The sequence below is a fragment of the Sphingobacterium sp. MYb388 genome (genome assembly GCF_037479535.1).
GTDB classification, from domain to species: Bacteria; Bacteroidota; Bacteroidia; order Sphingobacteriales; family Sphingobacteriaceae; genus Sphingobacterium; species Sphingobacterium anhuiense.
Window position 1 is genome coordinate 1 of sequence record NZ_JBBGYV010000014.1, and the last position, 14,205, is coordinate 14,205.

General features: G+C 36.8%; 10 protein-coding genes. 7 read left to right on the forward strand and 3 right to left on the reverse strand.

Annotated features, from left to right (window positions below; genetic code table 11):
* Positions 1–890 precede the first annotated feature (890 nt).
* Genes ccoN through WH188_RS25300 form a run of 6 tightly spaced genes read left to right on the forward strand, consistent with a single transcriptional unit; the run spans position 891 to position 6,654 of the window.
* Entirely contained in the window at positions 891–3,029 is a 2,139-nt protein-coding gene (ccoN, locus tag WH188_RS25275) for a cytochrome-c oxidase, cbb3-type subunit I (protein ID WP_132844110.1), read from the forward strand.
* A gap of 11 nt (positions 3,030–3,040) precedes the next feature.
* Positions 3,041–3,232 carry a hypothetical protein gene (locus WH188_RS25280; RefSeq protein WP_021188306.1) on the forward strand — a complete coding sequence of 64 codons (192 nt, stop codon included), beginning with the start codon at positions 3,041–3,043 and terminating at the stop codon, positions 3,230–3,232.
* Positions 3,233–3,234: 2 nt separating this feature from the next.
* Entirely contained in the window at positions 3,235–4,104 is an 870-nt protein-coding gene (locus WH188_RS25285; protein ID WP_021188307.1) for a cbb3-type cytochrome c oxidase N-terminal domain-containing protein, read from the forward strand.
* A gap of 11 nt (positions 4,105–4,115) precedes the next feature.
* On the forward strand, positions 4,116–5,498 hold the full coding sequence (gene ccoG / locus WH188_RS25290) for a cytochrome c oxidase accessory protein CcoG (RefSeq protein WP_031287216.1): 1,383 nt from the start codon (positions 4,116–4,118) through the stop codon (positions 5,496–5,498).
* 33 nt (positions 5,499–5,531) lie between these two features.
* On the forward strand, positions 5,532–5,954 hold the full coding sequence (locus WH188_RS25295; RefSeq protein ID WP_168128459.1) for a FixH family protein: 423 nt from the start codon (positions 5,532–5,534) through the stop codon (positions 5,952–5,954).
* Position 5,955: 1 nt separating this feature from the next.
* The gene (locus WH188_RS25300; protein ID WP_132844106.1) at positions 5,956–6,654 is read left to right on the forward strand and encodes a sulfite exporter TauE/SafE family protein; all 699 of its coding nucleotides are present in this window, start codon (positions 5,956–5,958) and stop codon (positions 6,652–6,654) included.
* On the opposite strand, the gene WH188_RS25305 is transcribed toward WH188_RS25300, so the two are convergent.
* Genes WH188_RS25305 through WH188_RS25315 form a run of 3 tightly spaced genes read right to left on the reverse strand, consistent with a single transcriptional unit; the run spans position 6,647 to position 12,463 of the window.
* The gene (locus WH188_RS25305) at positions 6,647–8,101 is read right to left on the reverse strand and encodes an efflux transporter outer membrane subunit (RefSeq protein WP_168128460.1); all 1,455 of its coding nucleotides are present in this window, start codon (positions 8,099–8,101) and stop codon (positions 6,647–6,649) included. The two genes, WH188_RS25300 and WH188_RS25305, sit on opposite strands and share 8 nt — an antisense overlap.
* Before the next feature lie 10 nt (positions 8,102–8,111).
* Positions 8,112–11,267: an efflux RND transporter permease subunit gene (locus WH188_RS25310; protein ID WP_132772065.1), complete on the reverse strand. Its 3,156-nt coding sequence runs from the start codon at positions 11,265–11,267 to the stop codon at positions 8,112–8,114.
* A 35-nt stretch (positions 11,268–11,302) separates the two neighbouring features.
* A complete protein-coding gene (locus WH188_RS25315; RefSeq protein ID WP_132772064.1) occupies positions 11,303–12,463 on the reverse strand; it encodes an efflux RND transporter periplasmic adaptor subunit in 1,161 nt (386 codons plus the stop codon).
* A gap of 239 nt (positions 12,464–12,702) precedes the next feature.
* Here WH188_RS25315 and cls point away from each other — a divergent pair, with 239 nt between their 5' ends.
* On the forward strand, positions 12,703–14,190 hold the full coding sequence (cls, locus tag WH188_RS25320) for a cardiolipin synthase (protein WP_021188698.1): 1,488 nt from the start codon (positions 12,703–12,705) through the stop codon (positions 14,188–14,190).
* The last annotated feature ends 15 nt before the right edge of the window (positions 14,191–14,205 follow it).

Genomic DNA, 14,205 nt, shown 5'->3' on the forward strand with positions numbered 1-14,205 from the left:
AGAGCATAGCTATTCCTGTTCTTTCGGCAGCTTTATATGACACCGCACTTTTTCATTGATTATTGCATAAATATTATCTGTTGCTCAGTTATTGGATTTTTCATTTCTGCTATGGGCTATTAGCTGCTTTGTATTAGGTTCAGTACTTTTTGTCCATATTGACACTTGCTGGTCATGACATTGAGGCCCTAGTTTATAATAGTTGTACTCTTAAATCTAGTTTATCTCACGTTATAAGAATACTGGTATTAAACCATTTCTTCTTTTTTTATTATAGATCGGTAATCCTCGACGTCTACTTATATAAACACTTTCCTTACTTTACAAAATAGTGTACAGTATTTATATTAAATCGCTGTAAAAGATATTATATTTTTTAAAAATTTGGATATGGCCACTCATTCAGTTTGCTTATTTATCAATATTATTTTATTAAACTAATTGTTTGAAATAAGCAAAACTGGTCTGTAATTACTATTTCATTAATAAGAGAAGTGGTTTTGGCTTATCAGGCCTATCCTAATTATATCTTTGATATTTTCAGTGTTACTAATTATAGGTAAATATAAAGTAGTATTTGATGTGTTTTATAGTAAGGAGAAATTTTTGTTATTTGACCTAATGAAACAAGTATCTTGATGGTAGCCATTTTTTTGCCATAAACTCTTTATTATTAGTAATTTTTCGAAACAACTTCACCTATTTTTTATACTAAATAACCATACAAGCTGCATTACTATTTGTAAAAAGTAGTTGAAACTCATCATTTATGTTAAAACATTATTAATGTGATATAAATGTGTGACGAATGTTATTTTTTTTGGTTATCGCCATCATTCTAATGTCATAAAACAAGCTCTACTTTTGGTAAGGAAATCAATATTATAAGTATGCAGTTAGAGCAGTTTAATTATGACAATAAGATTGTCAGAAATTTCGGTATCGCTACCATTATTTGGGGGATAGTTGGTATGTCCATAGGACTACTTGTAGCTACTCAACTGGTGTGGCCTGCGATGAATTTTGGGATTCAATTTTCCACTTTTGGTCGGATCAGACCTGTACATACAAATGCAATAATCTTTGCATTTGTCGGAAATGCAATTTTTATGGGTGTTTATTATTCGCTACAACGTGTTTTAAGAGCGCGGATGTTCAGTGATATGCTCAGTAAAATTCATTTTTGGGGTTGGCAATTAGTGATTGTTGCGTCGGCAATTACATTACCACTTGGATTGACGACAAGCCATGAATATGCTGAGATGGAGTGGCCCATTGACCTTGGTATCACCTTAATTTGGGTGGTCTTTGGTATTAATATGTTTGGAACAATTATAAAACGTAGAGAGCGACATATGTATGTAGCAGTTTGGTTTTATATTGCAACGTTTGTTACCGTAGCAGTTCTCCATATTGTAAATTCTGTTCAATTACCGGTATCAGGTTGGAAAAGTTACTATGTTTACTCTGGTGTACAAGATGCTTTAGTACAATGGTGGTATGGTCATAATGCAGTTGCATTTTTCTTAACTACACCATTTTTAGGTATGATGTATTATTTCTTACCTAAAATGGCAAATCGCCCGGTATATTCTTATAAATTGAGTATTCTTCACTTCTGGTCATTGATCTTCATATATATCTGGGCTGGCCCGCATCACTTACTTTATACTGCTCTTCCAGGATGGGTTCAATCATTGGGTGTTGCATTTTCAATTATGTTAATTGCTCCAAGCTGGGGTGGTATGATCAATGGTCTGCTTACGCTACGTGGTGCATGGGATAAAGTACGAACAGAACCTGTATTGAAATTTATGGTTGTTGCCTTGACTTGTTATGGTATGGCGACATTTGAAGGACCAATGCTATCGCTGAAACAAGTAAACGCAATTGCCCATTTTACGGATTGGATAGTGGCTCACGTACACGTTGGTGCTCTAGGATGGAATGGCTTTATGACTTTCGCTATTCTTTATTGGTTGATTCCTCGCATTTATAGAACTGAATTGTACTCTAAAAAAATGGCATCTGCTCACTTTTGGATCGGTACATTAGGAATTTTATTTTATGCAATTCCGATGTATTGGGCAGCTGTTGTGCAAGGGTTAATGTGGAAAGAATTTACACCAGAAGGTGTTTTGAAATATCCTAACTTCCTTGCGACTACGTTGGAAATTATTCCAATGCATATGATGCGTGCTGTCGGTGGTGCTCTTTATTTAAGTGGTGCTATTTTGATGACATATAATTTGGTAAAAACAATGCGTCAAGGTAAGTTATTGGCTAATGAGCCCGCGCAAGCACCTGCATTATTGCCTGTAACGACCAATGAGCAATCTACACATAGACGTTTAGAACGTAAACCTATTATGTTTATGGTGCTGGCGTTAATTGCTATTTTGATCGGTGGAATCGTGGAAATGATTCCAACATTTACAATATCTTCTAATATTCCAACAATTGCAAGTGTTAAGCCATATACTGCATTGGAATTACAAGGACGTGATCTGTATATCCGTGAAGGCTGTGTGAATTGTCATACGCAATCGATACGTCCTTTCCGCTCGGAGACTGCACGCTACGGGGAATATAGTAAAGCCGGTGAATATGTGTATGATCATCCATTCTTATGGGGCTCTAAACGAACAGGTCCTGACTTGCATCGTATAGGCGGGAAGTATCCTAATAAGTGGCATTTTGACCATTTACTCGATCCTACAATAACATCTCCTGGTAGTATTATGCCTACGTATCCTTGGCTAATTGATCAAGAATTGGATAATTCTTTATTAACCGCAAAATTGGAAGCAATGAAAACATTGGGTGTCCCTTATACGGATAAGGACATTGCACAAGCACAGGCTTCTTTGGATAAGCAAGCGCAAGAGATTGCGGCGGATTTGAAAAAGAACCAAGTTCATGTTTTACCAAACCGTGAAATCATAGCCATGATTGCTTATCTACAGCGATTGGGTACGGATATTAAAGCTGAACCAAAAGCTAAGGAAATAGTTGATGAACTAAATTAAAATAGAAGATTATGTTCAAACAAATAACAAATTTAAATGGTAGCGAGCTGTATTTGATCGCTTCATTATGGATATTTTTAGTATTCTTCATTATCGTAGGAATTATGTTGTTCAGAATGAATAAAGAACATATTACCTATATGAAGGAGCTTCCATTTCAAGAGGATGATATTAACAAAGGTGAATCATCAGATAGTCTATAAATATGAGTTTATTTTTAAATACAACAGTTGTAAATGCAGAAACTTGGAGCATAAGTTCTGGTAATATATATCAGAATATTTTAATCATCGTACTCGTTGTAGTCATGCTTGCTTTATTGGCTTCGGCATTGATGGTGAACAAGGCGATGCGCTCAATTTTGCGTATCACGATGCCTGAGATTTTAAAAGAGGAGCAAGTTACTAAAATTAGAAAAAAAGAGTCACGTAAGGCTTCCTGGAATAAATTGCTAGGGCTACGTCCTATTTCGGAAGAGAAGGATTTAATCATTGATCACGAATATGACGGTATTAAGGAATTAGATAATCCAATTCCAATTTGGTTCAATGCTTTATTCTATTCGACAATGACTTTTGCGGTTGTTTATATCTTAATTTATCATGTTTTTGGCTGGGGTCTAAATCAAAATCAAGAATATGCTCAGGAGATGGAGAAGGCTGAAATCGCAAAACAAGAATACCTAGCGCAAGCGGCTAATTTGATCGATGAATCCAGTGTGGTATACGATGAATCAAAAGTTGCAGCCGGTCATGCTGTTTTTCAAGCAAATTGTGTTGCATGTCATGGTGGAGCTGGTGAAGGCGGAATAGGTCCTAATTTGGCTGATAGATTCTGGTTACATGGTGGGGAGATCAAGGATATTTTTAAAACGGTTAAGTATGGTGTTCCTGATAAGGGGATGGTGCCTTGGGAACAGACTTTGACTCCGGGACAGATTGCGGAGGTGAGTAGCTACATTATTTCGATCCGTGATACTAAGCCTGCAAATCCTAAAGAACCTCAAGGTACTGAGGTTACATATGCAACGGCTGATGCTAAAGCAACAACCGCCGATTCTACAAAAGTTCAATAAAAAAAGTATTTATGAAAGCAGTAGCAACAAATCTTCCTGACAACCAGAGTAATAAAACAAAACGAGCCTGGATATATGCAAAGAAACCTTCGGGGCAATTGTATGCAATAAGGCAATGGGTCGGGTATGGGTTGCTGCTGTTTTTATTCGGAGCTCCTTTTATTAAAATTGGAGGTGAGCCATTATTGATGTTTAATATTCTTGAGCGAAAATTCAGTATTTTGGGAAGTATTTTTTATCCTCAAGATTTGCACATTTTTGTTTTCGGAATGCTTATCGTGATGGTTTGTGTCGTTCTATTTACAGTTGTTTTTGGTCGCATCTGGTGTGGCTGGACTTGTCCACAGACAATTTTTATGGAACTGATATTTCGTAAAATAGAATACTGGATTGAGGGGGACTGGCAACAGCAGAGAAAATTGAATGAAGGACCTAATACGGATGATAAAAAGTTAAAAAAGGTATTAAAGCATAGTATATTTCTATTGATTTCATTTTTAATATCTAATATTTTTTTATCTTATATAATTGGTGTTGATGCACTTTATAAAATTGTAACCGACCCGATTGACCAACATTTAGGGGGGCTTTTAGCCATTACGATATTTACATTTGTTTTCTACGCAGTGTTTGCACATATCAGAGAAATAGTCTGTACAACAATATGTCCGTATGGACGGTTGCAAGGGGTATTGTTAGATGATCAAAGCATAACAGTTGCTTACGATCACCGCCGTGGTGAGCCACGGGGAAAACAGAAAAAAGATGTAGAACAAGTAAAAGGAGATTGTATTGATTGCCAGTTATGTGTCCATGTCTGCCCTACAGGGATAGATATTCGAAATGGTCTGCAGATGGAGTGTGTCAGCTGTACTGCTTGTGTTGATGCTTGTGATGCCGTGATGGACAAAATAGGTAAGCCGAAAAAACTTATTGGTTTTTATACCATGGGTGAGATTCAAGGAACTATAACCAAAAGAAGCAATACTCGAGCTATTGCGTATTCTGTTGTATTGGTTGCATTAGTTTCTGTCTTTGTTTCGCTTATATTGATGCGATCTGATGTAGGTGCAACTTTGTTAAGGGCCAAAGGAAGTTCTTATCAATTACGAGATGATCATACAATCAGTAATTTGTATTCATTGGAGTTAGTGAATAAAAGTAGTGCTGAAATGCCTTTTACACTCGTGCCTCAAGATGAAAAACTAAAAATACAAGTTGTAAATCCGATCAAATCGTTGACAAAAGGAGGATCGGCTTCTTTAAGCTTTTTTCTCATCATCAATAAAGATGATGTAAAACGCTATAAAGAAGATGTGAAAGTTGATGTATATTCGGGAGATCGAAAAATAGAAACCTTAAAAACGACCTTCATTGCTCCTCCGGGGATGTGATAAAGGAAGGGTTAAATTATAAAGAGATAAAGGATGAATTGGGGTACTAAAATATTTTTAAGCTTGGGTATATTTATGCTCTGTATCATAGGTGCTGGGATTTATATGATCAGTCATGATACAGATACATTAGAAGATACAGATTATTATGAGCAAGGTCTAAATTATGATCAGGTTTATAATAAGAAATCAAATGTTGCCAAGCATAAAGCTGAACCTGTTATTAAAATTAATCATGATACTTTGTATATTCAGTTTGCCACTGTTGCAAATAGCGGTAATCTGATCTTTAAACGTCCTTCGGATCGCAGTATCGATTTGCAGTTACCATTTGAAACAAATACAGGTGTATATCAGTTACCGATTTCTACTTTAAAAAAAGGAGCGTGGAATCTGGAAATTGTTTGGAAGAGTGAAGGTTTAGAGTTTTTGACAGATCAGCAACTGCATTTATAAGATGAGTTACCAATATTTTGCTTTTTTTATGGGTTTGTTTGGCAGTGTACACTGTGCGGTGATGTGTGGTCCTTTGCTTTTTGCTGTGCAGGGTAATCATGAACTGACCTGGAAAATAGCGTTCAATAAGATATTATATCAGATAGGGCGGATATTGACCTATGGTGTTTATGGTCTTGCGCTCGGTATGATTGGTAGAATTGCATCGATCCAGGGATGGCAAATGGGATTGAGCATTTTAACGGGATTGATACTACTTGTTATAGGTTTAGTGCAATTATTTAAATTTAAAAACCAGGATTTTATAAAATTGCAGACACGTTTGGTTCAACCGATAGCTAAACTTATGGGACGTTGGTTATACCGTCCAGGTGGAAGTTTTTTTGCGGGTGTATTGAATGGTATTTTACCTTGTGGCATGTTGTATATGGCCGCAGCTGCAGCAATGAATACAGAATCAAGTTTAACAAGTTTCTATTTTATGGTCATGTTCGGTTTGGGAACATTGCCACTGTTATTAATCTTCTCTTTTTTAGGCAACTTTATTCGGACATATTTTAAAATGAATTTTTCGAAATGGTTACCTTTTCTCTATATCTTAATGGGAATCTGGTTTCTGTTGCGTGGAGCAAATTTAGATATTCCTTATTTAAGTCCATTGCTCCATGTCGACGGAGCAATGAACTGTCATATTATTTAGTTTCTGCCCATCCACCTCCTAGGGATTTGTATAGTTCAACGAATGAATCCAGCTGGGATTGCTTTATGGAAACGAGGTTAAGTTCGGATGTCAAGGCATTGGATTGCGCTGTAATAACTTCGAGATAGGTTGCATATCCAGATTTAAACAATAAACTAGCATTTTTTACTGCCAAATGAGAATTTGCGACTCGGGCTTCTGCGAGTACCAATTGCTCTTTTAATTTCGCAAGTGATGTGAAGCTATTGGATACTTCGTTGACCGAACGTAATACTGTTTTCTGTAAGTTGATCTCTGCTTTTTCACGTTCTAATTTTGACACTTCAAAAGCTGTCTTTAGTTTTTTGTTTTTAAATATGGGAGTTGTAATATTTCCCAATGCGGAACCTAGCAATGATCCGGGAATATTAAACCAATTTTCAGGTAACATGGAGTTTAGACCCAGTGTACCTCCGAGCGTCAATGAAGGGTAGCGTAAAGCTTGATTAATATTAACTTGTGCATTTGATGCGATTAAACTTAATTCTGCTTCACGGATATCTGGTCTGTTGCGGATCAGATCTATAGGAGATCCCATTGAGATCTTAGATTCATCAATTAAATACTGTAGACTTTTGCCCCGTTCAATTTTATCGGGCATTCTACCGGTCAATTCTAAAAGTGAATTTTCTTGAATCTGTATTTCTTGTTCCAACTGCGGAACTAGTGATGCTGCGAGCAATCTTTGGGATTGCGTTTGCTGAATGGCTAATGAGGTGATTTCTCCGGCATCAAACTGTAATTGAATCATACGTAAAGTGCTATCATTGAGTTGTACATTACGTAAGGCCACTTCAATCTGAGCATCTAGCTTTAAAAGATTGAAATAACCCTTAGCAATATTTGCAATCAGACTAGTTTGAATCGCTTTTTTTGCTTCTGCAGTACCTAAATAGTTAGCGAGTGCTTCTTCTTTCTGGGCAGATATTTTACCCCAGATATCAATTTCCCAACTGAGGTTTAATTCCGTTAAATACTGAGATTGGGTTCTAAAAAGATTATTTTTTGCTTCTTTACCATTATAGATTTTGGAAGCAGGTCCTGCGTAATAATTTTTGGAACGCCATTCTTGGCCTACACCTGCAATCGTTGCATCCAATTCTGGCAGATAACCTGCTTTAGCCTGCGTTAATTGACGATTTGCGATTTGAATATTCAAGATAGCGCTACGCATATCATAGTTATTTGCCAATCCGGCATCAATTAGTTTTATCAGGCTTGAATCTCTAAAGAAATCGCGCCAATTGACATAGGCGAGTGTCCCTACACTATCTTGATAGGTCGAATCCGCACGGTATTGATCTGGAAGATTATATTTTGGAGCAGTATAGCGTTGTCCAACTTTACAGGAAGAGAACAGAAGTAAGATAGCCCCGAATAGGAAGATATGGCGATTGATAAGATTCATATATATCGGACTAATTTGATTTGAATTTAATTTTTAAACGTTCATCTAAGGTTTTGAAGATGATATAAAGTACTGGGATAATAAAGATCCCGAGCAATACACCGAAAAGCATACCACCAGCGGCACCAAAACTAATGGAATGATTTCCTTTTGCTGATGGTCCTGATGACCACATAAGGGGTATTAATCCTGCTACAAATGCAAATGACGTCATTAGGATAGGACGCAGACGTAATTTGGCTCCTGCAATAGCAGAGTCGTAAATGCTCAAACCTTTGTTTCTTTCCTGTACGGCAAATTCAATAATCAGAATGGCATTTTTGGCAAGCAACCCAATCAGCATGATGACACCAACCTGTACGTAAATGTTATTTTCTAATCCTACGAGTAAGATTGTGGCATAAACGCCTACTAACCCAACTGGAATGGATAACAGAACGGCCCAAGGTAAGATGTAGCTTTCATATTGTGCCGATAATAGGAAGTATACAAAAACAATACTCATGATGAAAATCAGTATGGTTTGGGAACCTGATTCCGATTCTTCTAAGCTCATACCTGTCCATTCATAACTATAGTTTCCAGGTAATTTTTCCAAAGCTAATTTCTCTATCGCCTTCATGGCATCACCTGTACTGTACCCTTCATTTGGATTGGCATTAATGGTAATTGCATTGTACAGATTATAACGAGTGATGGTTTCCGGTCCCACTACCTTTTTTAAGGTAAGTAATGTACTGATGGGGACCATCTCGTTGTTTTTGTTTCTGACAAAAATGGATTTAAAGGATTCGGGATCTGTTCGGTAATCGTAATCTGCCTGAATGTATACACGATATTGTCTGCCGAAACGACTAAAATCGCCGGCCTGTACACGGCCGTAGTAAGCTCGTATGGTAGACATCAAGGATTTAATATCGACTCCCAATGATTTTGCTTTAACAGCATCGATATCCACTTCATATTGTGGGAAGTTTGCTTTAAAGGAAGTGTATGCACTTTTAACTTCTGGTAATTGATTGATTTCATTGATGAAGTTGTCTGCAATACTGCTAAAATCCAAGATCTCTCCACCTAATTTATCTTCTAAAACCAGCTGTATACCTGCGAAATCCCCAAAACCTTGAACAGTGGGACGAGGAAAGACATTGAAAGTGGCTTCATTGATTACTGATAAGTCCTGACGGATCGAATCCATAAAGGCTTCAATATCTTTAATTTTTTCTCTTTTATCGTAGCTTTTTAGGTTAATGTAACCAACTGCATATGCAGGACTTGTACTTCCATCTAATGCATTAAATCCTGAGATGGTGGTCATTCCTGCAATATCTGGATTTCTTTTTTGAAGAATACTATCTGCTTGTTTTAAAACTTCTGTAGTTCTTGCTAGTGAAGCACCTGGTTGCATGGCCAGCGAATAGGTCACAAAACTATCGTCTTCCGTAGGGATAAAACTTTTGGGTGCTAAAAGTAATAAGGTAAATCCGATTGCTGAAATACCGATCAATCCTGTAATGGCAATCTTCTTATTTCGGATCAGATATTTAACACCGACAATGTAGCGTGAGGTTAAGCTATCAAATGAGGTGTTAAAGGCCGTGAAGAAGCGCTTTTTATATGCGGTAAATTTATTTTTTTCTTTCTGATCCGTCTGATCTTCATGTTCGGGTGCTTTTAGAATCAAGGCACATAAGGCCGGACTTAAAGTCAAGGCGGTTAGAGCAGAAATCAAAATTGCTGTTGCCAGGGTATAAGCAAATTGACGATAGAATATACCTGCTGGTCCCTCCATAAAACCGACCGGAATAAATACGGCCGCCATGACTAAGGTAATGGATACAATGGCTCCGGAGATCTCGGACATTGTAGAAAGCGTTGCCTCCCTGGCTTTCATACCTGTCTCATGCATTTTTAAGTGAATGGCTTCGACGACGACAATGGCATCATCAACAACAATACCTATCGATAGTACCAATGCAAACATGGTGAGCACATTGAGTGAGAAACCGAATAGATTGAGGAAGAAAAAGGTACCTATGAGGGAGACCGGAATTGCAATCGCTGGAATTATGGTTGATCTAAAATCCTGTAAAAAGATAAAAACAATAATAAATACCAAAATAAATGCTTCAAATAAAGTATGTTTTACTTGAGAGATCGATGCGTCAATCTGATCTCTTACAGAGTAGGAAACTTCATATTTAATGCCTTCTGGAAAAGTTTTGGATAACTCTTCCAATACTTTACGCACTTCGATATCAATATCGTGGGCATTGGAACCTGATGTCTGTGTGATATTTAAGGTTAATCCGGGTTTTCCATTTACTTTATTGTCCGAACCTAAGTTAGAAGAGCCAAACTCTATACGGGCTAAGTCTCGTAAATATAATACGGAACCATCTTCATTTGTTTTTATAACAATGTTTTCAAATTCCTCGGGTTGACTGAATCGTCCTTTATGCTTAATTACGGTTTCAAATACCTCATCGGATGTTTCACCAAATTTTCCGGGAGCAATTTCGAAATTCTGATCTTTAATGGCTGTTATGACATCGTCAGGAACTAGATTAAACAAAGCTAGCTTTTCAGGATTCAACCACATACGCATGGAGTAATCACGTGCTCCAACACGAGAAACTTGGGCAATGCCATCAACACGAAGTAATGGCCGGATGATATTGATTTGGGAATAGGCTTGAAGAAAAGTTTCATCAAACATACTTTCTTTGGAATCTGCAAAGAGGTTGATGGTCATGATTACCCCAGATTGACGAGGCATTACCGTTATACCGGCTTCATTGACTTCTGAAGGAATAGAACCTATTGCTTTCGATATTCTGGTTTGGACATTTACAGAAGCTATATCTGGATTAATACCTGTTTTAAAGAACACCTGAACAGATCCTGAGCCGGAATTACTGGCCGTTGAACGGATGTAAGTCATATCTTCTACACCATTTACGGCTTCTTCAATTGGAAGGAGAACAGATTTAGCAACGGTTTCTGCATTCGCGCCAGGGTAACTTAATGAAACGACCACAGACGGAGGAGCTATTTCTGGGAAACGGGATACAGGTAACATCTTTAGCCCCACAGCTCCTAATACTACTAAGAGCATGGAGACAACGGTAGCCAATACGGGTTTATTAACAAATGTTTTTAGCATTTATAGTGCGTTTAATTAAAAATTGGAAAAGTATTTTATTGGGTCTTGTTGATCGGAATGATGGTAGCTCCTTCCGAAATCTTGTCGAAACCGGACATTAAAATTCTGTCTCCTACAGCTAACCCTTCTGAGATAATATAGTTCGAATTGGATTTACCCTCAATTTTGATAGACCTGCGGTGAACCGTATTTTTGTTATCAACAACGTATACAAAGGTTTTATCTTGTAGCTCCGATGTTGATACTTGTGGGATTTGTATCACTCCTTTTTGCGTTTCCACAAATTTTAATGTACCGGTACTACCTGTACGTAATATATTGTCAGTATTTGGGAAAGTGGCACGTAAAGAAATTGCACCAGTGGTTCTATTTACTTGACCATTTACGGCATCAACTCTTCCTTTTTGACTGTAGGCTTCTCCGTCTGCAAGTACCAATGATACTTCTGGAAAAGCAAGTTTTCGGATTTTTCCATCCGATTTATAGGATTCATCTTGCTGGTCTTGTTTTGCTTGTTTCTTTGTGAAATATAAGAAATCGGATTCGCTCATCGAAAAATATACATAGACTTCTTGCACATCGGATAGTACGGTAAGAGACTGGGAATCATTTTTAGTCACTAAATTTCCTACGCGTTTGGGAATACGACCTATATAACCTGAAACAGGTGCTTTGATTGTTGTAAACTGTTTGTCAATATCGGCTGAACGTACCGCCGCGGATGCCTGCTGTAAGGATGCTTTTGCGACATCATATTCTGATTGCGCAGATTTTAAGCGTACTTCTGAAATGACCTCATTTTCTACTAAAGGACGGAGACGCTCTACTTCTAAACGTGCATTCTGTAATTTTGCTTTGGCTACATTTTCTGTCGCGACCATATTATTTAATATCTCATCATAGGCTGAGGCATTAATTTTAAATAATTTTTGATCAGCTTTCACAAAATCACCCTCATCGACATATATTTCTTCTAAAATCCCTTCAACTTGTGGGCGGATCTCAACATTGACTTTTCCTTCAATCGTACCAATATAATCTTTTATTGTATTCGCAGAACTTGTATCAATTGAGTATATTGGTAGTGCAATAGCGTTGTTTTTTTTGTCTAATTCTTTGGTTTTACCCGAGTTACAGCTAAAAAAGAGTACTCCGGTCGAGGCAAGGGCTAGGGTAAAAAGTGCGATTTTATTCATAAATATTATTTAGAGTTAATTGTTAATTAACTTTTGACTTTTAGATTATTATACATTAATACATAAATGTTGCCAATAAGTTCTGTATAGTATGATTTAACATTTGTTAACAAAATAAATTAATCAGATTTGACTTCATTTAGAGATACTTTATTTCCAAATGTATCTGATATGTTACAAATGTTAACGTTTGATAGGGCTATTTGTTACTTATAAGATTAAAATAAGTTGATTTTTATATGCAAAACTTCTTTAATGAGATTGAAATAGATTGGAACCAATTGTGGCAATGGCTATTAAATTGGTATTGGCTTCCCTTATTTGTGTTATATTTTGGGGTAATAAGTACAATACTGATTGAAAATAGGAATCCAACGAAGACGATTTCATGGGTAATGGTTATTGTATTTCTTCCAGGTATTGGATTGGTTCTATATTATCTATTCGGACAAAAATTTAGAAAAGTTAGGCGACTGCAACATATTAATCGCGAGCAGAACACAAAACTGTTAGCAGCATGGCAGGAAAGTTTAATACGAATGGACGAGCAACTGGAAACAATTCATGAAAAAATAGGAACTTTATCCCGCGTTTTTGACTATCTGAAAAACCAAAAATTATCTTTTTTCTCTTTAAATAATAGGGTCGAATTGTTTATCAATGGCGAGGAGAAATTTCCAGTTTTATTAAAAAGACTTCGAGAAGCAAAACATTCCATACACTTGGAATATTATATTTTTGAATTGGACAATATTGGTCGTCAGGTGCTTGAAATTTTGGAAGAAAAGGCAAAAGCGGGGGTAAAAGTGCGACTAATACTGGATAGTTTTGGTTCTCCTGATGTGATCAAATATTTAGTTAAAAATCCACCTGGTTATCCTTTTGTTGCATTTTTACCAGTCAATTTTACTTCTTTAGCAAATAGTAATTATCGAAATCACAGAAAGATTGTAGTGATTGATTGTCAATATGGTTTTGTGGGGGGAATTAATATTTCTGATCGATATATCAATACTCCGGATCAGATTGATTATTGGAGAGATACTGCAATGGCTGTAGAAGGAATAGCAGTTAATAATCTGCAGATCCAATTTTGGAACAGTTGGAATCAAACTGAAGGTGAACCCTTTTTATTGACTGATGAATATTTAAATTTTAGTGTACCGCACATTCCCGAGCGTGCCGCTGTTGCATTTTCTTCTAGTGATCCGGGCTCCCTTGGTCCTTTTAATATGGAAGCTATCATATTGGCGATCAATGATGCCAAGGAAAGCATTCAATTGTGTACGCCTTATTTTATACCGAGTGAGCAATTATCTACGGCTTTGGAGATAGCTGTTTCCTCTGGGGTAAGAGTGGAGCTGATGCTCCCAGAGAAAGCCGATTCTTATATTGTACAACATGCTTCTTTTTCCTTTTTGAAGCCTCTTTTGCAACGTGGTGTGCAGGTTTATCTGTATAAGAAAGGTTTTATCCATGCTAAGACAGTATGTATTGATGGTCAATTGGCTTTCGTAGGGACTGTAAACCTTGATATGCGGAGTTTCTACATCAATTATGAAATAGCAAGTATTGTTTCTGATGAGGCTTATTGTAAACGTCTTGAAAATCAATTTGAAATCGATAAGGAGGCGTCTGATCTGATTACTTTGTACATCTGGGCACATCGAAAAAAATGGAAAAGGGGTATTGATTCTTTATGCCGGCTTTTGGCACCTTTATTATAGCCTAAAAAATGTTAA